At 38.2% G+C, this 23,217-nt stretch carries 18 protein-coding genes; 12 read left to right on the top strand and 6 right to left on the bottom strand.

The annotated features are described in order from the left end of the window. Positions 1-43: 43 nt before the first annotated feature. Positions 44-2,275 (bottom strand): NADP-dependent isocitrate dehydrogenase, encoded by a 2,232-nt coding sequence (locus tag AC0JIQ_RS04450; protein WP_474202761.1) that lies wholly within the window; start codon positions 2,273-2,275, stop codon positions 44-46. A 492-nt stretch (positions 2,276-2,767) separates the two neighbouring features. On the opposite strand from AC0JIQ_RS04450, the gene uraH reads away from it, so the two are divergent. Continuing rightward, positions 2,768-3,166 (top strand): hydroxyisourate hydrolase, encoded by a 399-nt coding sequence (gene uraH / locus AC0JIQ_RS04445; protein ID WP_241306155.1) that lies wholly within the window; start codon positions 2,768-2,770, stop codon positions 3,164-3,166. 113 nt (positions 3,167-3,279) lie between these two features. Here the strand turns inward: uraH and AC0JIQ_RS04440 are convergent, their stop codons facing one another. Beyond that, a complete protein-coding gene (locus AC0JIQ_RS04440; RefSeq protein ID WP_474202760.1) occupies positions 3,280-4,983 on the bottom strand; it encodes a M61 family metallopeptidase in 1,704 nt (567 codons plus the stop codon). 170 nt (positions 4,984-5,153) lie between these two features. On the opposite strand from AC0JIQ_RS04440, the gene AC0JIQ_RS04435 reads away from it, so the two are divergent. From AC0JIQ_RS04435 to AC0JIQ_RS04395, 9 genes are all read left to right on the top strand, one after another. Beyond that, positions 5,154-6,473 carry a D-alanyl-D-alanine carboxypeptidase PBP6B gene (locus tag AC0JIQ_RS04435; protein ID WP_474202759.1) on the top strand — a complete coding sequence of 440 codons (1,320 nt, stop codon included), beginning with the start codon at positions 5,154-5,156 and terminating at the stop codon, positions 6,471-6,473. A 93-nt stretch (positions 6,474-6,566) separates the two neighbouring features. Next, positions 6,567-7,853 carry an NAD(P)/FAD-dependent oxidoreductase gene (locus tag AC0JIQ_RS04430; protein ID WP_474202758.1) on the top strand — a complete coding sequence of 429 codons (1,287 nt, stop codon included), beginning with the start codon at positions 6,567-6,569 and terminating at the stop codon, positions 7,851-7,853. Positions 7,854-7,975: 122 nt separating this feature from the next. After that, complete coding sequence (locus tag AC0JIQ_RS04425; RefSeq protein WP_004663295.1) at positions 7,976-8,458, top strand: FKBP-type peptidyl-prolyl cis-trans isomerase; 483 nt, start codon at positions 7,976-7,978, stop codon at positions 8,456-8,458. 120 nt (positions 8,459-8,578) lie between these two features. Continuing rightward, a complete protein-coding gene (locus AC0JIQ_RS04420) occupies positions 8,579-10,021 on the top strand; it encodes a cryptochrome/photolyase family protein (RefSeq protein ID WP_474202757.1) in 1,443 nt (480 codons plus the stop codon). Positions 10,022-10,200: 179 nt separating this feature from the next. After that, a complete protein-coding gene (locus AC0JIQ_RS04415) occupies positions 10,201-10,950 on the top strand; it encodes a hypothetical protein (protein WP_474202756.1) in 750 nt (249 codons plus the stop codon). After that, the gene (locus AC0JIQ_RS04410; protein ID WP_474202755.1) at positions 10,950-11,855 is read left to right on the top strand and encodes a hypothetical protein; all 906 of its coding nucleotides are present in this window, start codon (positions 10,950-10,952) and stop codon (positions 11,853-11,855) included. Before AC0JIQ_RS04415 ends, AC0JIQ_RS04410 begins: the two co-directional genes overlap by 1 nt. Beyond that, the gene (locus tag AC0JIQ_RS04405; RefSeq protein ID WP_004663300.1) at positions 11,842-13,092 is read left to right on the top strand and encodes a glycosyltransferase family 2 protein; all 1,251 of its coding nucleotides are present in this window, start codon (positions 11,842-11,844) and stop codon (positions 13,090-13,092) included. Before AC0JIQ_RS04410 ends, AC0JIQ_RS04405 begins: the two co-directional genes overlap by 14 nt. Further along, complete coding sequence (locus AC0JIQ_RS04400) at positions 13,093-14,940, top strand: hypothetical protein (protein WP_474202754.1); 1,848 nt, start codon at positions 13,093-13,095, stop codon at positions 14,938-14,940. Further along, the gene (locus AC0JIQ_RS04395; protein WP_474202753.1) at positions 14,918-15,826 is read left to right on the top strand and encodes an alpha-amylase family protein; all 909 of its coding nucleotides are present in this window, start codon (positions 14,918-14,920) and stop codon (positions 15,824-15,826) included. The genes AC0JIQ_RS04400 and AC0JIQ_RS04395 overlap by 23 nt, the downstream gene beginning before the upstream one ends. 34 nt (positions 15,827-15,860) lie before the next feature. Here AC0JIQ_RS04395 and wecB read toward each other — a convergent pair whose 3' ends face one another. Then, positions 15,861-16,988, bottom strand: coding sequence for a non-hydrolyzing UDP-N-acetylglucosamine 2-epimerase (wecB, locus tag AC0JIQ_RS04390; RefSeq protein WP_474202752.1), 1,128 nt, complete (start codon positions 16,986-16,988; stop codon positions 15,861-15,863). A 2-nt stretch (positions 16,989-16,990) separates the two neighbouring features. Then, positions 16,991-18,205: a tetratricopeptide repeat protein gene (locus AC0JIQ_RS04385; protein ID WP_474202751.1), complete on the bottom strand. Its 1,215-nt coding sequence runs from the start codon at positions 18,203-18,205 to the stop codon at positions 16,991-16,993. 226 nt (positions 18,206-18,431) lie between these two features. On the opposite strand from AC0JIQ_RS04385, the gene AC0JIQ_RS04380 reads away from it, so the two are divergent. Further along, complete coding sequence (locus AC0JIQ_RS04380) at positions 18,432-19,133, top strand: VIT1/CCC1 transporter family protein (RefSeq protein WP_004663310.1); 702 nt, start codon at positions 18,432-18,434, stop codon at positions 19,131-19,133. A 118-nt stretch (positions 19,134-19,251) separates the two neighbouring features. Beyond that, positions 19,252-20,295 (top strand): NAD(P)H-dependent flavin oxidoreductase, encoded by a 1,044-nt coding sequence (locus AC0JIQ_RS04375; RefSeq protein WP_474202750.1) that lies wholly within the window; start codon positions 19,252-19,254, stop codon positions 20,293-20,295. Between the two features lie 43 nt (positions 20,296-20,338). Here AC0JIQ_RS04375 and ppk1 read toward each other — a convergent pair whose 3' ends face one another. Together ppk1 and mtgA are read right to left on the bottom strand one after the other, a co-directional pair. Next, on the bottom strand, positions 20,339-22,417 hold the full coding sequence (gene ppk1 / locus AC0JIQ_RS04370; protein ID WP_293741598.1) for a polyphosphate kinase 1: 2,079 nt from the start codon (positions 22,415-22,417) through the stop codon (positions 20,339-20,341). 112 nt (positions 22,418-22,529) lie between these two features. Continuing rightward, positions 22,530-23,204 (bottom strand): monofunctional biosynthetic peptidoglycan transglycosylase, encoded by a 675-nt coding sequence (gene mtgA / locus AC0JIQ_RS04365; RefSeq protein WP_474202749.1) that lies wholly within the window; start codon positions 23,202-23,204, stop codon positions 22,530-22,532. Positions 23,205-23,217: the final 13 nt, after the last annotated feature.

Genomic DNA, 23,217 nt, shown 5'->3' with positions numbered 1-23,217 from the left:
TCGGCTTTTTCACTTTATCGACTGATAGCCGATTTTACTAAACTTAAATAGTTTCAAGCGTAGTATTAAGCGTTGAACTTGGACGCATCACTGCATTTACTTTCACTGGATCGATAGCATAGTAACCACCAATATCAGCTGCTTTACCCTGTACTTCACTTAATTCAGCAAGAATTTTTTGTTCATTTTCAACCAAGGCTTTTGCAAGAGGAGCAAACTTCGCTTTCAATTCAGCATCTTCATTTTGAGCAGCAAGCGCTTCAGCCCAATACATTGCTAAGTAGAAGTGGCTACCACGGTTATCTAGCTCACCAGTACGACGAGATGGAGACTTATCATTATCTAGCAATTTACCCGTTGCTTGATCAAGAGTTTCTGCAAGTAACTTCGCACGTGCATTATCTTCTTTAAGACCAAGCTCTTCTAAAGAAACTGCAAGCGCAAGGAACTCACCAAGCGAATCCCAACGTAAGTGGTTTTCTTCAACTAACTGCTGAACATGCTTCGGCGCTGAACCACCTGCACCTGTTTCATACATACCACCGCCCGCCATTAACGGAACGATTGATAACATTTTTGCTGAAGTACCCAATTCCATGATCGGGAACAAGTCAGTTAAATAATCACGTAAGATGTTACCAGTCACAGAGATTGTGTCTAAACCACGTGCTACGCGTTCAAGCGTATAACGCATTGCACGTACTTGTGACATGATTTGGATATCAAGACCATCTGTATCATGTTCTTCTAGATACTTTTCAACTTTCTTGATCAACTCATTTTCATGTGGACGGTATGGGTCGAGCCAGAAAATCGCAGGCATACCAGAGTTACGAGCACGACTTACAGCAAGTTTTACCCAGTCACGAATTGGTGCATCTTTCACCTGACACATACGCCAGATATCGCCTTCTTCTACATTTTGAGACATCAACACTTCACCAGTGTCTAAATCGGTAATGTTCGCAATACCCGCTTCAGGAATTTCAAATGTTTTATCGTGTGAACCGTATTCTTCAGCTTTTTGCGCCATCAAACCAACGTTCGGTACTGTACCCATCGTACGTGGGTCAAAATTACCATTCCACTTACAGAAATTGATCATTTCTTGGTAGATACGTGCGAAAGTTGATTCAGGCATGACTGCTTTACAATCGTAAGGTTTACCATCGGCACCCCACATTTTACCGCCACCACGAATCATAGCTGGCATAGATGCATCTACAATCACGTCGTTTGGAGAATGGAAGTTATCAATACCTTTCGCTGAATCAACCATAGCTAATGCTGGGCGATGTTCTTGGCAAGCATGTAAATCTTCAATGATTTCTTCACGAAGTGAAGTTGGTAAAGTTGCGATCTTTTCATAAAGACCTGCCATACCATTATTGACATTAATGCCTAACTGATCAAATAGCTTACCGTGTTTTTCAAAAGCATCCTTATAGTAAATTTTCACACAGTGACCGAAAACGATCGGGTGTGAAACTTTCATCATGGTCGCTTTTACGTGTAATGAAAATAAAATACCAGCTTCACGGCAGTCATCAAGTTGCTTCTCATAGAAGTCACACAATGCTTTTTTGCTCATGAACATTGAGTCAATCACTTCGCCATCTTGAAGCGCAACTTTAGACTTGAGAACGATTGTCTCACCGCCTTTCGTGATTAACTCCATCTTCACATTACGTGCACGATCAAGTGTCATTGATTTTTCGCCATGGTAGAAGTCACCTTCTTCCATATGAGAAACGTGCGTTTGTGACCATTGTTTCCACTCACTCATTGAATGAGGATGCTTTTTCGCATAATTTTTTACAGCAGCAGGCGCACGACGATCTGAGTTACCTTCACGTAATACAGGGTTTACAGCAGAACCAAGACATTTACCGTAACGTGTCTTAAGTTCTTTCTCTTCATCCGTTGTTGGATTTTCTGGATAATCAGGAATTGCATATCCTTTAGACTGCAATTCTTTGATACATGCTGTTAACTGAGCAACTGAAGCACTAATATTTGGCAGTTTAATGATATTTGTATCTGGATCTTGAGTAAGGCGACCAAGCTCAGCAAGGTTATTGCTTACCTTCTGCTCATCGCTTAAGTATTCCGAAAATTCCGCAAGCACACGTGCTGCAACAGAAATGTCACTCTTGACAATTTCTATGCCAGCTGGCTTAGTAAAGGTCTCAATGATCGGCAGTAGCGAATAGGTCGCCAACAATGGCGCCTCATCAGTCAGTGTATAAATGATTTTTGACTTTCCACCAGCCATATATAGCCCCTTGTGTTTGGTTGAGTTTTTCATGAACGAGCTTTTGGCCCAGTCCATTAAAACCGGTTTGCTTGATTAAGGTCTGAGAGTATCAGTCCTCAACGTATCTCAGTCAACGCAATATCTTGTGATGTTGACATTTCGCTACGAAATAATGGTATAAAGCTTACGCTTTGTGACCAAGGAACCGGTTAGCTTAAATAAAACATGAGAGTATCAGCGTTGATTACTTCTCAGTCAATGTAATATATCGTGATATTGACATTTCGATACGAAATACCAATGCTTGAGTACTTCCGTACGATTAAACCCTACATTTTTCAAAATTCTATTTGCCGATTCATTTCTGCCAAATATTTTATAAAATGCTTAACCATAATAAATTGTTTAAGTCCGTACGAATATTCGACTCAAGTTTCATTTACACTTTTTAAACCTATATTTTGAACAAATGATTAAAATCATTTTTTATTTTTTTTAAGGATTGGTCAGATGTTAAAAGTTTTGATTCCTTGCGTAGCCATTTCTCTTTCATCTTTTAGCTTTGCGCAAAACCCTTTAAGTGTGCATGTGCTTAACTTAGAAAATGGACTTCCTTCGGCGGGTGTAAAAGTTATTTTAGAAAAACAAGAAAATAACCAATGGAAAGAGCTTAACCAAAGTACAACCAATCAGCAAGGTCGGATCACAGCGTTATATCCTGAAGATGCTGCCCTTCAAAAAGGTATTTACAAAGTTACTTTTAAAACAGGTGAATGGTTCCAAAAAAATAAACAAAGCTCATTTTTCCCAGAAGTTCCTGTCATTTTTTCTGTGGATGGCAATCTTGAACATTATCATATTCCACTTTTGATTAGTCCTTATGGATACTCAACTTATCGTGGTAACTAATTATTTTCAAAAATCTTAATTAAAATTTTAATATACAAATGAGGGAAACTGAATCTGTTCCCTCATTCATTTGAAGATTTATGTTAATGATATATACAACGCTATCAATTGCATCAACCTTTCAACCAAACCTCTAATTTGGTTTGATCCTCAACTTTTAACTCAACCGAATTCAAAGGATTCTCTCCAGCATGAAGTTCAAACTGTAGGAGCTCATCACGACGGAATGCATAAAGTATAAATGAGCCTTTTTGTTTTGCATACTTCGCCAACAACTTTTCTGATGCTTTGATACCATCAATCGCAATAATGACATCGTTAGCAGACAAACCAGCTTGTGCAGCAGCACTATCACGGCGAACATTTTGCACGATGACACCTTCCGCTTTATCTAGCATTTTTAAGCCAAAAGGTAATGCTTTGTCATTTTTAACGATATAGCTCAAACCAAACTCTGGGAATAGTTGATCCAATGGCAATTCATCAGTGGTATTAATCAAATGATTAATTTGTTCAATCCAGTTATCCCCTGTCAATTCATTACACAATTCAAAAATCGTGCGTTCATTGACCTGAATGCCATTTTGGGTATTTTCATACAAACGACGCATCAAGGCATCTAAGTTTGAGCCACGTAAACGTAAGCCCAAGTCTAAACAAAGCGCAACTAAGCTACCTTTGTTGTAATAACTGGTTCCTGCATTATTTGAATTTTCATCCTGACGATAGAATTTAACCCATGCATCAAAACTCGATTCTGAAACAGATTGAATAAAGCGCCCTGGATTTTGCAAATAACGCTCAATCTGTGTTTTAAGTAAATCTAGATAAGATTTTTGAGAAATAACGCCGCTGCGTAATAAAATTAAATCATCGTAATAAGAAGTAAAACCTTCAAAAATCCACAATAAGCTCGTATAGCCTTCTTTGTGTAAATCATAATTCGTAAAATTTTCAGGACGGATAAATTTAACTAACCATGAATGAAAGTATTCATGGCTACATAAGCCTAAGAAACGCTGATAATCTTTAGACGGTTCTTCAGCTTCATCTACTTTCGGCAAATCATCACGTGGTGTGATCAAACTGGTGCTATTACAATGCTCTAGACCGCCATAACTATTGCCCGTTGCCATAGTCATAAAGGTATAGTTTTGAAACGGTGCAGAACCGAACATCTTAATTTCAGTCTGACAGATTTGCTGAATATCAGTTTGTAACCGCTCTAGATTTGTATTGTGTTTACCTGAAATCACAAACTCATGCGGAATACCGTTTGCTTCGAAGCTAAAACGGGTTTGCTCTGCCAGCTCAAATGGACTATCAATCAACTGATCGTAGTTATCTGCCTTTAAAGTATAGCGTCCTTTCACCAAACTCTTAGCAGTTAAACCTGTTGCAATTTGAAAATGTTTTAATTCATGCGGTAAGAAAATTTCAACTTCACATGGTGATTGTTCTTGATCAAGTAAACCTAAACAAACACAAGCAGGGTTTACATATAGGCGAGTTTGATCAACATAAGCGCCTCGTACCGACAAATCATAAGCGTAGACATCATATTCAACCGTAATCAATTCATGATCTGTATTGAATAATCGCCAACGGTTCTTTTCCGTTTTCTTAATACTAAGTAACCGCCCTGCTTCATCAGATGCTTTTACTGATTCAATATGTTTTGAAAACTCTCGAATCAAATAACTGCCAGGAATCCATGTCGGTAACCAAAGCTCTTGGTTCGGATTAGCAAGGAAACGAAGTGTGACATGAATAAGATGTTGGCGATAATCGTCAAACTCAATTTGATAGTGCAACATAGTTTTAGATCATAAAAATAGGAACGGTTTCACACAGCTTAGCATTTTTTTACAAAGTCATGCGTAGATGTCTTAATTGTTGGCAAAAGTTGCTGGATTCTGCAACAAAAAAGTCATAGCATGCTTTTTTCGCTTTCCATGCCATTGGATCGGCTGCACTAGGTGTTCTCGTGAAATTTCTCCTCTCGCTCTTTACGTTGTTTAGTCTGTTATGTGCCAATTTAGTACATGCTAATTTACTCAATATCGCTCCTGAAACGGTTGAAGCGCAAGCTTGGTCGATCGTAGATGCTCAATCAGGTCAAATCATTGCTGAACATAATAGTCATGTTCAACGTTCGCCTGCATCGCTCACCAAAATGATGGTGGCTTATATTGCTTTGAAAGAAATCGAAGCAGGTAAATTACGTAAGGAAGAGGTATTAACCGCAACACCTGTGGTGAGCACCGTCATGTGGGATGAATCCCAAATGTATTTAAAAGCTGGTGAACAAATTTCTGTTGATCAACTTTTAGCAGGACTGATTGTCATGTCTGCGAATGATGCCGCAGTTACGCTTGCTGAAAAAATTTCAGGTGGTGTTCCACAGTTCGTTGCGCGAATGAATAAAGAAGCCCAAGCCTTAGGGATGAAAGATACCCATTTCAGTAATCCTGCTGGTATCACCATGACGGATCATTACTCAACTTCAGCAGATTTGAGTTTATTAGCAAAAGCTATCGTAAAAGAGACACCTGAATATTTACATTATTCAAAAATGCCAAGCTTTAGCTATAACCAACGCTTTCACCGTGCAACGAATCTTGCATTAAAAATGGATCCAACAGCAGATGGTTTAAAAACAGGTTATACCAAGGCGGCAGGTTACAACTTGGCTTTAACCGCTGAGCGCCCTACTCTAAATCCACATATTGATAAGCGTCGTTTGATTGTAGTGGTACTTGGAACACCAAGTGCGCTAAAACGTGCTGAAGTCGCACATAAATTAATGAATTTAGCTTACACATATACACGTGATGAAGAAGTGATTCCAAAGCAAAAGCTAATTGCTGAACTTCCTGTCATCAAATCAACTTTAAAAATTTTCAAAGTTGAAACTCAACAACCCACTATCGTAACAACATCTTTATACGATCAAGCGACACCAATTGATCTAAATAGTTTCGATTTACTCACACAGCGTATACGTTTGCTTGATACAAACGAGCAAATCAAAACCATTGAACCACTTGAAACGACAAAAACACACGTCAATATCAAACTCAATGAACAGCATTTAACAGCGCCATTGACGCAAGTGATGAATTTGGCCACAGTGACGGTTTATCAAAATAATCAGTTAATTCGTAGCCTACAAATTGAAAATAACGTGGAAATTGAAGAAGCGAATATTTTTCAAAAAATTATGATTTGGTTTACAAACTTATTCTCGTTTTTTTCAACAAATGATGTCAAAGCTGCCAAACTTTATCCCTTAAATCAAGGATAAAAAACCTACTGTTTTTATCAAGATTAACCATACAATGTTGAAAAAAGGATGGCATAATCCAACCATCCTTTCACAAAAATAATTAGGTTAATCATGAGCAAAACCTTACATCATATCGTGATTGTGGGTGGTGGCGCAGGTGGTTTAGAGCTTGCGACACAATTAGGTGAACGTTTTGGCAGGAAAAAGAAAGCCAAAATTACCCTAATCGACCAAAATCTCACGCATATATGGAAGCCTCTCCTACACGAAATTGCGGCTGGCTCGCTAAATCCTCACGAAGAACAAACCAATTATTTTGCTCACGCAGAAAAACATGATTTTGAGTTCATCCTCGGAACCTTAATCAATGTAAATAAAGATCAAAAGCAAATTACGATTTCGCCTCCTCAACTTTCTAAAGAACATACTCCTGTTATTCAAAGTCTCAGCTACAATACATTGATATTAGCTGTTGGCTCAGTGTCAAATGACTTCGGAACTGAAGGTGTACGTGAAAATTGTCATTTCTTAGATAGTCGCAAACAAGCCGATATTTTCCAACAGGACTTATTCCATCTTTATATTGAAGCGCAAAACCAAGCAACTGAACGTGCCTTGAATATTGGTATCGTGGGTGCGGGTGCAACAGGTGTTGAATTAGCGGCTGAACTGATTGAAACCACGAAGAATTTTTATCGTTATGGGTTAAAGAAAATTAATCCAAAGCAAGTTAAAATTACTTTGATCGAAGCCTCAGATCGTATCTTGCCTGCGCTCAATGAAAAAACAGCTGCACATAGTGCGAAACAATTACAAAAAATGGGCATAGACATTCTGACGCAACATAAAGTGCAAAAAGTCGATGAATCAAATGTCTATTTTAGCAATGGTCATGTTTTGCATTCGGACATTACTGTATGGGCGGCAGGTGTCAAAGCACCTAAAGTTTTAGAGTCATTTACAGATTTTAAACGCGATAAAATTAATCGTTTAATGGTCTATGCGACATTACAAACTTATTCAGATCCAAATGTATTTGCATTTGGGGATTGTGCAAATTGTCAGCTTGATGCACGTCAACCTCCATTAGGACCACGTGCACAGGTCGCAAGCCAACAAGCGACATTCTTGGTAGATGCCATGGCCGCTCGTTTATCTGGTTCACCTCAACCTATGTTTAATTTCAGTGATAAAGGCTCTTTGGTTTCATTAAGCCGTAATCAGGCTGTTGGAGAATTACTCGGTGATGTAAGCGTACAAGGTTTTATTGCCAAAACAATGTATGTGTCTTTGTATCGATTACATCAAGCCAATATTCATGGTTATACCCAAGCAGGAATGCTGACTATGAAAGATTTTCTGACACGTCGTGTACGTCCAAAAATTAAACTTTATTGAGTTGAAATTTTCTATTTCGTTCCCATTTATAACGAAATAGTTTCAAAAAGTGGAAAATAGTCAACAAAATCTATTTTTCACTTTATGATGTACACCTAAATTGATTGAATGGATCAAACAACATGACTGCTATTGCAAATAACCACGTGGTTTCATTCCACTACACTTTAACAAACGCTGAGGGTGAAACACTTGATCAATCTCAAGGTGAACCACTTGCATATTTGCACGGCGCGGGCAACATCATTCCAGGTTTAGAAAATGCACTTCTTGGTAAAACAGTAGGCGAAAAATTTACTGTAACTGTTCCAGCTGCTGAAGGTTATGGCGAATATAACCCAGACCTCGTACAAGAAGTTCCAGCTCAAATGTTCCAAGGTGTAGACAATATCCAAGCGGGTATGCAATTCCAAGCTCAAACTGATGATGGCGTTCAAATCGTAACTGTTAAAGCAGTTGAAGGCGAAAACGTTATTGTTGATGCAAACTTCCCTCTTGCTGGTCAAGACTTAACTTTCGAAGTTGAAATCGTAGAAATCCGTGATGCAAGTCAAGAAGAATTAGATCACGGTCATGTTCACGGTGCAGGTGGTCACCACCACTAATTCATATTTTTGAATTAGATAAAAAAGCAAAGCTTCGGCTTTGCTTTTTCTTCACATAGACATAAATAAAATCATAATTATATTTAATTTTTTTCTAATAAATTTAATGGTTGTTAGCTTATGTCTCATGTCTATCAATTGATTTGGTTTCGTCAAGATTTAAGAATCCATGATCATGCTGCTTTATGGCATGCGACTCAAACAGGTTCATGTGTCGCAATCGTTCTATTATCGCCTGAACAATGGCAACGCCATGATGATGCGCCGATTAAAATTGAATTTTATCTACGTCAATTACAAGAGCTAAAAACACAACTGGATAGCCTGAATATCCCATTAATCGTTCAAACCATTCCTTTATGGAACGATATTCCCCAATTCTTTATTCGCTTAATAGAACATATTAATTTTCAAAATATTTATGCCAATATTGAAGTCGGTGTTAATGAACTTCAACGTGATGCAAATGTTCAAAAGCTTTTAAATCAGCATCAAAAAGAACTCGTACTGTTACATGATCGAACGCTGTTTCCTTTTGCATCTATCCGTAATCAATCGAACCTGCCCTACCAAGTTTTTGGCGCATTTAAAAAAGCATGCTACCAACGTTTACAACATGCTTTACCTCAATGCTATCCAGTGCCCAATATTCAACAACCGATTAAATTAGATTTATCTGCTTTAGCTCAAACAGACATTCATCAATTACAACTCGAATATACAGAGAAAATAAAACCACCAATTACAATTCTTTGGAATGTAGGTGAGTCGCACGCTCATAATTTATTGGATCATTTCATCGATCAGAATCTAACGGACTATAAAGTATCTCGTGATCTGCCTTCAATATCAGGCACAAGCCAGCTTTCTACCTATTTAAATATTGGCATACTATCCATTCGCCAATGTATCCAAGCGTTGTTTCGACAACAGCACGGTGATTTTGTTATTCAATCTGAAGGTCAACAAACGTGGCTCGATGAACTGTTATGGCGTGAATTTTATCAACATATTTTGTTTGATTTTCCACAAGTCTCTAAACATTTACCCTTCAAAGCAGCAACCCAACAAATCAATTGGCGCGATGATCCGGTTAATCTCGAAAAATGGCAACAAGGGCAAACAGGTATTCCAATTGTAGATGCAGGTATGCGTCAGCTACTCGCAACAGGTTGGATGCATAATCGAGTTCGTATGATTTGCGCTATGTTTTTAACTAAAAATCTATTGATTGATTGGCGCATCGGCGAAAAATGGTTTATGCAACATTTAATCGATGGTGACTTAGCGGCAAATAATGGTGGATGGCAATGGTGTGCATCTACAGGCACAGATGCTGCCCCTTATTTCCGAGTATTTAATCCAATTAGCCAATCACAAAAGTTTGATTCCAATGGAGACTATATTCGTAAATGGGTGCCAGAACTCGCGCATTTGGATGCACAAATCATACATGAGCCTTATGCAAAAGATTTATCAAAAAATCTCAATTATCCAAAACCAATTGTTGATCTTAAAACTAGCAGAACACGCGCAATCGAAGCTTTCAAATCATATTTATAGCCTTAACCAAGGCTATAAATTTGCTGAGTAATCATTTTTTAATCGCACAAATAAACAATTCATACTGTATGTTACTGTTTATGAAATCATTTCATCAAATCAATAACATAAAACAATCAAAAATCACATTAATATGGTGTTAAGTTAATCAGAAAAGACTTTATTAAAACAAAATAGCTATGCAAAAGAATCCAGCACCAGCACTCATCTTATGGATTATCGCAGCTCAAATATTTATGGGTATCGTTGCTTATGAATGGTTACCTGCGAGTTATAGAGGCAGTTGGATTTTTTTAATTTTGTTATTGGTTGCAGGCGCATTTTTAAATATTGGTGCAGCTTTACTTATGGGTTTAGTTGCATTTCTCAGTATGGCTGTTTATTTTTCGCTTGATTTAGCCAATCAAACTTATATCGAAAGACAGTTACTTTTATTATTTGTAATTCCAATGGCGCCGATATTTTTAAGTGCGGTGCGCCATAATATTCAAAATGCATTAAAAAGTTATCGCGCAATCCAAAGTTACGACCGTAACTATCAACATGATATTTTACCGTTGACCGCATTGGCTCACTTTCAAGCGGAACTTCGAAAACTTTTACAGCTCACACAAAAAGATCACTATAAAGTAATTACAACTCAAATTACTAACACCATTCTAATCAGAGAAATGTTAGGAGAAGATGTCTGGAAAGAAACACAAAATAAGATCATGGAAATCTTATCCACTGAACGAGACAGCGTGATTTATCATTTTATTAATGAACAACTCAGTGAAATTAAAAGTATTGTTATCCACGAACCTGAAAAAAATGAAAATCAGCTTTACCCATTCTTTATTCAACAACTACAAGAACTCAGCGTTTTAAAACTGAAAATTGAACAACATATTGAACATCTATCTCCTACCGATAAGGAGATTGTTTAATGTCTGTTATTTTAAATATTTGTGGGATGCTGATGAGCGCTTCGCATTTTCCAGATGCAACGCTTCAGAGCTTTTATCAACAGTATTATCATTGCCAAATTGAACGTAGTACTGATGAGACATCAACTCAGATTCAATCAGCATCGTCAGTCTCGCAATTATTTCCACAGACTTCAACTTGGTGGCCCATATTCACGGTAGACCAACTACAATCCGCTAGCTTCAAAAAGCTAATTCAACATGACATTAAGCCTGGAATTATTCTCCCAAATGAATATTTCAGCATTGTTGATTATTACAAAATTAAAAAAGCAGTCAGTCAGGGTGCGATTCCAATTGTTGTCTATCAAATGAAGTATTCAAAATACTTTGCAGCAAAAGCTACATTTTCAACTGCAATTGGCTTGAGACCTTTAGCAGCAATTGTTGAAACTGGATGGGACGAAAACTTAATTGCACAGCCCGCAGGCAATTACATCATTCAGTCAGATGATCCTAATGAATTAAATGTTCCTGCACGCATGATTCAACATCGCCAACAATATTTTTATCAAGCAACCACAGATGTCACACAGAATTCTGGCTATCAGATTATTGTGAATCCTCCAGTAGATATGTCGTTAAATAATATTGCATACCCTCATCTTGGTATTTCTTGGAAATTAAATCATATCAATTATCAAAGCACTACTGATGGCGTTGAAACGAGTATTGTTGGTTATATCATGATGACCATCAGCACAGTAATTATCCCCTTAGACTATATTCTCTCAGCCCCCTACCCAAGCCTGTTGAGTACATTTGGCAGTTCAATTTCGTGGATTTCGCTTTTATTAGGATGTGGATTACTGCTCATTCTTATTATTTCCATTATCCGTAGGAGAAGAATAAATGCCCGCAATTGATGTGCTTTTCCTATTTGGTTTTTTAGGTATCTGGATTCCTCAAGCTTTTTGGGCGTGGCTCAGTTTTCAAGCTTGGAAATATTCAAAAAATGCCGCACGTGAATTAGAAAACCTTCCCATTCCTGAACACTGGCCATTTTTGAGTGTCTTGATTCCTGCTTATAACGAAGGTGTTGTAATCGAAGATACTTTACATGCGATTGCACAACAAGATTACCCAGCCCATGCTTATGAAGTGTTATTAATTAATGATGGTTCTAAAGACAATACCTTAGAAATTGCTGAACGTATGGCAGCAATTTATCCATGTATTAAGATCGTCAATGTTCCCAAAGGAATGGGGGGAAAAGGTAAATCTCGAACCTTAAATAATGGCCTACCGCACGCTCAAGGCGAACTGATCGTTGTGTATGATGCGGATAGTACGCCTGAACCTGACTGTGTAAGGCTACTGGCTCAAACTTTATTGGCGGATAAAAAATTAGTCGCAGTTAACGGTAAAGTGAGAACTCGCAACTGGCGAGACAGTATCTTGACGCGTTTTATTGCAATTGAATTTATTTTTTTCCAATGGATTTTCCAAGGTGGTCGTTGGCAGCGCTTTGAACTCTCTACACTCATGGGTACAAATTATGTGATCTGGCGAGATGCACTTGAAACATTAGGTGGCTTTGACGAGAAATCATTAGTAGATGACACTGAAATGAGTTTCAGGATTTTTTTAGGGCAGAAACGGATTAAGTGGGTGCCTTATGCCGTAGGTTGGCAGCAAGATCCGCCATCGCTAAGTGTTTTTATCAAGCAGCGCTCTCGCTGGACGCAGGGAAATTTCTATGTCACAAGTAAATATTTACCCATCGCATTAAGAAAGCCATTTCCAATTGGTGTCGAGATCTTTAATAACATCATGTGTTATGTGCTGTTTGTTCCCGCACTAATTTGGAGTCATATCACCCTAAGCCTAGGTTTACTCGGTATTGCAGGGATCAGTCTAGCTGGCCCCTTTACCCTACTCTGGGGCCTATCCTTCTGTTTATATGTCGCACAAATGTGGTTTACCCTCTCATTAGAAAGAGCTAAACCCCAACTATATTTCTTCTCAGTTTTATCTTACGTAACTTATTCTCAAATCTTTTTATTTATCGTGTTTAAAGCCGCTTATGACATGTTGAAAAATAAGATTCAAGGGAACTCTTTACAGTGGTACAAGACTGAACGTAGCAAAGAGAGAAAATAAATGAAAAAAAATCACTTAGATCATCACATGTTAAAAGTTCTACTCGTCAGTATGACTCTCTCTTTGCCTGTGTTTGCTTCGGCTGATACATGGAATACGTGGACTTTTGATAATATTAATACATCAAATAAATACACCATTGAACCTCACTTCTTTTATGTAGGTAAAGGCTCAGAATGGCAAAGTATTCGTTTTACTAGCGAATACTCAACTGAACATTTCACCACACTGTTAGTTAAATATGACGATAAGCTTATCTATAACACCACACTCAATGGTTCAGGTACTTTAGATTTTAATATTCCTGCCAGCCAAAGTGGTTTTCATCGGCTGGACTTTATTATACAGCAGTATTCACCAGCAACGTCTCCAGCGGCGGATCGAACCACGTTCTGTAGTGAGGATGTTGATCAAGTCACTTATTTTAGCCACTCTAAAATTGATTATTTAAGACACCGACCTATCTATAAATTAAAAGATTTACCAGATGCCTTATTTAACCCACAAATTGTTCGCCCTACGCCATTTGTAGGTGTTTTAAAATTTAATCAAAAAAATATGAGTGAAGCATCAATGTTAGGGCGCTTAATTAGTGCTTGGAGCGCTGTCACACCAATTCAATGGTATGAACAGAATGCACCAACTGATCAAGCCGCTAACTTTTTTATTGAAATCAGTAAATCAGCAACTCCTTTGCCTAATGGGACTCTGGTACAGATGAGTGCCGAAAATGAGATTCCGACTTTACGCATTCAATATGATCAGCCTGAAAAACTCGTATCGGCAATCAATGGATTATTAAATTCTGACTATTTGCAACAATTGGATACTTCAGCAACATTCTTACCAAATAAACTTGCAGCCCCAAAATGGGCTCAGTTGAAAGACATTAAAACTCTTGCTGATCTAGGCATTAGTGATTTCAGACTCAACCAAGCTGAAAAAAACTTATTTCTATCATTCCCAGCAGTTTGGCAACCCACCGACATTTTACAAGGTCAAATCGCTCTACGTGTGCAAAGTGGTTTATTGGAAGGTTCGAATCTGACCACTTGGATTGATGGCGGACTGGCAGGCAGTTTGAAAACAGCAGAATTAGATTCTGACCCTGTAAATCGACAATTTAATTATTTTGCAAAAACGATTTCAGACAGTACGACCTTTAATATGAAATTAGAAAACTCAGTGATTGTGAATTCACAGTGTTTGCCAACAGCAAAAGGTTCGTTATGGATTGACACTAAAAAATCAACTGTTAAGCTCCCACACAAACTCAAAAATGGTGTTGCTTCACTTTCTATGAGTTTTGCAACACACCCTACGATTGCGATTGATAGCAATTCAGGTAGTTTAGAAATGGCGATTGCTGTGAGCCAAACAGCAAAACGAATGTTGATGACCAATGATCCAGTTCCGCTCAATCTTGTAAAGGTGGATACAGCAAAACCCGAAGTGATCAATATCCAAGTCAATCCGAATATCTATCGTCAGCAAGTCTTGATGCATCCCGATATTATTTATGCACCCGCGGCAGCACGTGGTTTTTTAGTAAGTTTTCATGACCAACGCTTTGATATTGTGACAGACTCTGTTGAAGGAGCACAAAACTTCTCTAAACTTTGGGAAAAAGTACAAACCAGTATTCCTAATAACGCGAGTAAGATTTTAATTGCTGAAAATGGGCAGATCTTTACCTTGCAAAAGATTATTGTAGGCAATCAGAAAGCACCTTTAGTTCAACAGTCCTCTTTCTTTATCCTGATCGTGACGATCTCTGCTATCATGATTTTAGCGATCCTGCTGTGGTATTGGCGAAAACGACCGAATGATCAAGAAAAGGCTGAATAAATCAACATCAATTCTCATCGGTTTAGCCACCTCTACATTATTGTTAGTGGGTGGCTGCATGCACCACTTCAAAACAGAGCAATTAGCACCTCAAATTGAGGGAATGTTTTGGCAGCCTGATTTAGCAACCACTGCACCGACAGGAAACTGGGATTTGTTGGGTGTTACTACCTTTGTCCCTCAGTGGTCTGTAGTGGAATCCAAGTCTTGGTTTGATCACGATACCAGTTTTCCGAAATGGGAAAAAAATATAAATCTCAAGCAATTGAATCAAGAGCCGTGGGCAAAAAATATTATTTTAGGTCTAGCTGGTGAGTATAATGAAAAAATTGCTCGCTCCAATGTACTGACACTTGCTCAGCATTCTAAAAAAATTATAGAGAAAACTCAGTCAATCCCATTAAAAGGCTATTACCTCCCCATCGAGGCTGATCCAACATGGTTATGTGTCGATGATCTCGCTAAAGCAATTCGCATTTTACCTAAACCGATCTGGGTCAGTATTTATAGTGCCGAACAAAAACCAAAACACTTCGATGCATGGCTCAAAAGTTGGTTGCCACAACATACAGGGGTATTTTTTCAAGATGGTGTCGGTGTAGGCACCCGTTCGCCTAAACAAGCAAGAGCGACTTTAGAAGAATTACAAAAAGAATTTGGCAAAGAAAATGTGATTATTGTCTTAGAAGCTTTTAGGCCCGTTAAAGACGGCAAATTTCGGTCTGCCTATCCTTGGGAAATAATCGAGCAACTGAAAGCATATGAAGGACAAAAGGTTTATATATTTGACGGCCCACATTACATGAGCCGCGCCACAGTATATGTTGTGGCTTTATGGTATCAGTTCAAATATGGATCGCCTTTAAAAACCTCTCCAAAAATTTAAACAATTCATTTAAATGATGATTAGAACCGATCAATTATGCTTCGGCAATTTTGTCTAAAATCCGTTGCGAAGCCTTGCCATCTCCGAATGGGTTGGGAGCATTTGCCATAGAAGCATAGTGGCTTGAATCAATCAGTAATTTTTCAGCCTCAGTCACAATTTTGTGTTGATCCGTCCCCACCAAAATTCCTGCGCCTACGTCTACAACTTCAGGGCGCTCAGTTGTGTCACGTAAGATTAAGACAGGTTTATGAAATGAAGGGCTCTCCTCTTGTATGCCACCCGAATCTGTCAAAATAAACTCAGCACGATCAATCACGGCTAAAAGACTAGGATAATCTAAAGGTTTTACTAAATGTACTTGAGGATGCTCTGCGAACTGAGCATAGACCACCTCACGCACTGCAGGATTTAAGTGAACAGGCCAAACAAAATGCACATCTGAATGCTTTTGAACCAACTGTTCAACCGCATGACAAATATTCCGAATCCCTTCGCCGAAGTTTTCACGTCGATGCGCGGTAATGAGTATCACACGAGCATTCATTGGAAAATTTAAACCGTGTTGTTGCAGATGATTTTGTTTTCGATCTTGTTGATGAATTAAATCTCGACCCAAATAAACTGCATCCACGACCGTATTTCCTGTTATCGTTATTGTATTTGATGGAATATTTTCAAGAAGTAGATTTTGTTTCGATTGCTCAGTGGGTGCAAAATGCCAACGAGTAATTCTAGACACCAATTGTCGATTACCCTCTTCAGGAAAGGGGTGGTCTAAATCATAAGACCGCAAACCAGCTTCGACATGTGCAACTGGAATTTTCATTGAAAATGCAACCAAACCAGCAGCTAATACTGTCGTTGTATCACCTTGAATAATCACCGCATCACGTTGCTTTCCATCATTAAAAACTTGTTCTAATTGACTTAAACCTTGTATTAATAATTGATTCAGACTTTGACCAGCATTCATCATTTGCAAACGTTGATCTATTTTGATTTGAAAAAACTCTATTGCATCTCGAACTAACTCATCGTGTTGCCCTGTAAAGATAACTTCAACTTGAAAACGTGGATCTTGTTGCGCCAATAAAATAACAGGTGCTAATTTAATCAACTCAGGTCGCGTACCAAAGACAATCGATATTAATTTTTTCATTATTAGAAGTCCTTATAAAATACCAGTTCTGTACGTGTGTTGTTATAACTCTCAGTCCCGTCAGATAAAGCTCTCTTAAAATAATCACCGTAAAGACGTTCTACTCTTAATTTTACGGGGACGTAATTGAATGGTTGCCAAGCCACACCCACACCATATTCAAATAAATTATTGTAATTTTCGCCTTTAGAATCGGCTAAGGTATGCAGTTTGCCATATGCTTGGACTGTCCCTGCTTCGCCGCGATAGACGTTAAAACCAGATCGTAATCTTAAATCCGCAATCACGTTATAATCTTCGCGTGAGTAACTCGCGACATTGCCATATAAATCAGTAAAATAATCATTCCACACTGTACCATGTTCGATACTTGGATTGGCATACCATTCTTGATAGCCTGTCACTCCACCAACCACACTTTCACGAAACTTGTCACGATTACGATCAATCAAATCGTAACTACCTCCGACCTCAAGGTAAGCGCGAATCGGTATAGATTGCCACGGTTGATAATTTGCACCAACGCCCACTGTTACCGCATTTTCATCAATAATTTCAGGGCGCACGCCACCTTTTGATTTGGTATCACGATTTAGATTTACAAAACCATATACCTGCGCTCGTCCACCCTCTAAATTTTTGCCGTAACGCATTTTCAAGGGGAAAATAAAGTCGTCATAGCGAGACTCATAAGATGGCGCAAAATAAATATCTTTAAATGTTGGCTTAACTGTTGAACCACTTAAATTCTGCACTGCTTGTTGTGCTTTAGTTGCGATTTCACTGTCAGAGGAGGTGCTCAAGTTTTTAAAAATAACCAATGCTTCAGTATTTCTATTTTGTTGATTGAGCAAATATGCTTCTTGTAATTTTAGCTGTTGATCTTGAGGATCAAATAATTCTGCTTTACGAACACTTTGAATTGCCTCATTTGGCTTATTCAAACGGATTTGCAAATAAGTTAAACTCTTCCAAACTTTAATATCTTGTGGCGTAAGCTGTGTAAGTTCTAAAAGAATTTTCTCCGCTTCCTCAGGCTGACTCTGTTCAATTTTATAAAATTTATCCCAACGATCGTAAATAGGATGCCCTGGTTTATACGACGCATCACCTTCTTTCACAAAATCAGGTTCAGCACTGATTACATGCTGTAGTGGCGATATAAAACCTAGAATAAATAGTGTATGACTCAGTAGCTTTTTTTTCGAATTATTCATCATAGATCTCAACTCAAAATACCAACTCGGTAGCTGATACAAAATCAATTTCACATATAAAAATGTTAAACTATTCACATATCATAACTAAATCATCATCACGCTATCGTTAAAATAAGTTACTTTATAAGTAAGTTAAGTTGATGAATCGTCATAAAATTCTGCTCATAATGATTCATCTATTCCCCCCAATAATTACGTTTACATATATAAAAAGAGAGCCATTATGTCTTTGTCACACCACCAAGAACTCCATGTCATACAACGCTCAGGATGGCTGCGTGCTGCCGTGCTTGGCGCAAATGATGGCATTATTTCTGTCACAAGTTTAATTATGGGGATGGCAGCCAGTGGTGCGAGTTCGCAGACACTCTTGGTCACCTGTATTGCTGGACTGATCTCAGGTGCAACCTCGATGGCGGCTGGAGAATATATTTCGGTAAAATCTCAAGAAGATATTGAAAAATCAGACTTAAGATTTGAAGCAACTGAACTTGAAAAAAATCCGCATGCAGAATTGAAAGAACTGACTGAAATTTATATTTCTAGAGGTCTAAAACCTGAATTGGCACATGAAGTTGCCACACAACTCACCGAACATGATGCGCTTGGGGCACATGCCCGTGATGAAATTGGCATACATGAAAATACTGCTGCAAATCCTATTCAAGCAGCACTCTCTTCTGCTGCTTCCTTTTCATGTGGTGCTGTACTTCCTATGCTTGCCATTTTACTCAGCCCAAGTTCATGGGTCGCTCGCTCAGTTTTAATTACAGGTATTGTCTCACTAGCATTATTGGGAGCGTTATCCAGTTATTTTGCTCGAACATCAATGCTAAAAGGTAGTCTACGTATTACCTTATGGGGTATTTTAGCCATGGCATTTTCGAGTTGGGTCGGCTCATTGTTCCATGTGACTGCCATTTAATTTCTGTGTGACTAGGTATTTAAAAAGATTAGTATTCAATAATTAAATACTGATTATTATTTGCAGGGCTTTTTGTTTTTACGTTATGGTGATGGAAAAGCTAAAGAGTATATAAATCATGTCAATTTTAGAATTATTAGAAATAAAGCATCCGATTTTTCTTTCCCCAATGGCTGGTGTGTCAACACCAGAGCTTGCTGCTGAAGTTTCTAATCAAGGGGCTTTAGGTTCTTTGGGACTTGGGGCAAATTCAACAGAGGCAGCAAAACAACAAATTATTAAAACTCAAGAACTGACTGACCACCCTTTTCAAGTTAATTTTTTCTGCCATCAATCAGAACAACTCGATCCAGAAGTTGCTCAACAATGGATTAACTATATTCGTCCTGAATTTGAAAAATTCGGAGCAGAACCTCCGACTGAATTGAATTGTATTTATCCAAGCTTTTTAGATAATGATGATTTCCTGAATGTTGTACTTGAAACTCGCCCCAAAGCTGTGAGTTTTCATTTTGGAATTCCTCACCCTCATCAAATTGAAGCATTAAAGCAAGCTGGAATTATTACCATGGTTTCAGCAACCAATCTCATCGAGGCCAAAGCAATTGAGGCGGCGGGTATTGATATTATTATTGCTCAAGGGATTGAAGCTGGAGGACATCGGGGTATTTTCAATCAAACTTTTGATGCAGCAATTAAAACCGGTGATCTCGTACAACTCATCTCAACACATTGTAAATTACCTGTAGTAGCTGCTGGCGGTATTATGAATGGTGATCAAGCAAAATCGATGTTGAAATTAGGTGCTGCTGCTGTTCAATTGGGTACAGCATTTGTGCAATGTAAAAGTTCGAGTGCGAATGCAGCCTATCGAAAAGCTTTATTCAGTCAATCTATTACACAAATCAGTTCAAGCTTATCAGGTCGTCCAGCACGCGGTTTAGTGGGGACTTGGCACACACTGATTGACTCACCAAATCGACCTCAAACGCCAGCCTATCCTTATACTTATGATCTAGCTAAACAACTCATGAGTATTGCAAATACCCACCAAGATTTTAGTTATGGCGCATTTTGGGCGGGGAGCAATGTGGCACAAATTAGAGAGTTGGAAGCTGCCGATTTAGTCAATCAGTTGGTCTTAGAAATTAAAACCAACTAATCTATATTTACAAAAAACCGACCTTAGGGTCGGTTTTTTAGATTTATTTAATCGCATCAAGTAATGTGTGTTGCGCGTTGTGCGGTTCCTCACCCTGAGCAGGTTTAGCGCGATCCCAGACACCATCACCTTGTAATAACCAAGCTTGCTGATTGTCTTTTAAATAATTCATTAAACCTAATTGATAAATACGCTTTTTCAATGCAGGATCTTCAATCGGGAAACATGCTTCTACGCGATTAAATAAATTACGATCCATCCAATCTGCACTTGAACAATAAATACGAGGATTACCATTATTACTAAAATAATAAACTCGTGTATGTTCTAAGAATCTTCCCACAATTGAGCGAACACGAATATTCTCTGACAAGTTCGGGAGACCCGGACGTAAGCAACAAATTGAACGAATAATTAAGTCAATTTGTACGCCTGCTTGCGATGCTTCATATAACTTATTGATCAGTTGGACTTCGGTTAACGCATTCACTTTTACAATAATCTGCGCCGATTTACCCTCTTTGGCATTCGCAATTTCTTCATCAATATAGTTAATTAGTTGAGCATGTAATGTAAATGGTGCATGTAATAACTTTTTCGGTTTTGCCATTTTCCCCATGCCCGTAAGCTCTTGGAAAATTCGATGTACATCTTCACACAAATCTTTATCTGTAGTCATTAGACCATAATCGGTGTAGATACGTGCATTCGTGGCATGGTAGTTCCCTGTACCCAAATGTACATAACGTACTAATTTATTATTCTCACGGCGTACGACTAAAATCATTTTGGCATGTGTTTTATAACCAACGATCCCATAAACAACCACAGCGCCAGCTTCTTGCAATACATTTGCAACTTCAATATTTGATTCTTCATCAAAACGAGCACGTAACTCAATCACAGCAGTGACTTCTTTACCATTGCGCGCCGCTTCGGCAAGTACTTGAACAATTTCTGAGTCTGCACCACTACGATAAAGTGTTTGTTTAATTGCCAAAACTTGCGGATCACGTGCTGCTTCACGCAATAATTGAATTACAGGTGCAAATGACTCAAATGGGTGATGCAATAAAATATCTTGCTTTTGCATCGCAGCAAAAATACTTTCAGTCTTCTTAAATACTTTTGGAACGACTGGTGTATGTGAGTCATAGCGTAAATGTGGACGTTTAAAATTAGAAAGTAATCGCGCCAAATTTACAGGACCGTCTACGCGATAAAGCTGTTCTTCTTCTAAATCAAATTCATCCAATAAATATTCATAAATATGCTTTGGGCAATTATGCGTAACTTCTAAACGAACGGCACGTCCAAAACGACGTGAACTCAACTCACCTTTTAAAGCTTTTGCTAAATCTTCAACATCTTCATTTAAGGCTAAATCGGCATTACGCGTTACACGGAATTGATAACAGCCTGTTGCCGTCATACCAGGGAATAGGTCTGAAACATGTTCATGGATAATGGCAGATAACATGACATGATGTTCTTTACCATCAGTAAGCTCATCGGGTAAACGAACCACACGAGGTAAAGAGCGAGGCGCTGGCACTACAGCAAGATCAATCTGACGACCAAAGGCATCTTTACCTTCCAGCGTTACAATAAAGTTTAAACTTTTATTTACTAAACGTGGAAATGGATGGGCTGGATCAAGACTAATCGGTGTTAAAACGGGTGCAACTTGTTCTTGGAAATATTTTTTAATCCATGCCGATTGTGCAGGAGTCAACTCGCCACGACGTAAAAAGCAAATATCTTCCTCACGCAATTTTGGTAAAATTTGTTCATTTAAAATACGATATTGTCGTTCAATCGCAGCATGTGCTGTTTTAGAAATTTGATCGAGTACTTGCTTAGGGGTCAAACCATCTGGTGTACGACTTTCATTTCCTAAAGTTAATTGCTCCATCATTCCTGCAACACGAATTTCAAAAAATTCATCTAAATTTCTTGAAAAAATAAGCAGGAAATTCATTCTTTCTAATAGTGGATGGAGAGGATCAACTGCTTGCTCAAGTACGCGTAAATGAAAATCGAGAATAGAAAGTTCACGATTTATATATCGATCATTATAAGTATATTCTGTTGGCGTTGTTGTCGTCACTGCAGTATTCATACTGAACCTTGTCGCTTTATCATTCATCAAAACACGGTTTAAGTATGCTGCAAAATTATGTCAATTTGGTAAAAAAGCCCAAAAATATTGAGCTTTTTTTAATTTATCTGAATTATTGTGGAATTTGTGTACTATTCATATACCTTAAAATCACACGCTTGCGGAACTGTAACTTATGATCATTGCGATGATATTGATAATACTTAGGATTTGGTAGTAAAGCAGCTAAAAAAGCAGCTTGCTCACGCGTTAAACTTTTCGAGCTCTTACCATAATAAAATTGTGCAGCAGCTTCAACACCATAGATATTTTGACCAAACTCGACCGAATTCATATAAACCTCTAAAATTCGACGTTTTGACCACATACGTTCCATCATCCATGTAGCAACAGCTTCCTGCCCCTTACGAATAAATGAACGCTGATTATAAAGGAATAAGTTTTTTGCTAACTGTTGAGAAATCGTGGAACCTCCAGCAACGACTTCCCCTTTTTCATTATTACGCTCTAATGCAAACTGAATCCCAGCCCAATCGAAACCATGATGATGAATAAATTTAGCATCTTCAGCAGCTAAAATTGCATGCTTAAAGTTATCACTAATATCATCATAATCACGCCAGTCTTGTTGAATTGGCTTAAAGTCAGTCAGGTAATCCCAACGCATAAACATCGTTGTTTCAACAGGCTGCGTTCTCCACCACACCAAGCTACTAAAGATCCAAAGCTGAATGAGAAGAATGATACCGATAATCAACATCACTGCACGTGCTAAAAAGGCTTTCATTAAAGCGCATCAC

Source organism: Acinetobacter sp. FB (assembly GCF_056033405.1).
Note: the sequence above shows the minus strand (reverse complement) of the source record. Positions and strands in the feature narration are given on the sequence as shown.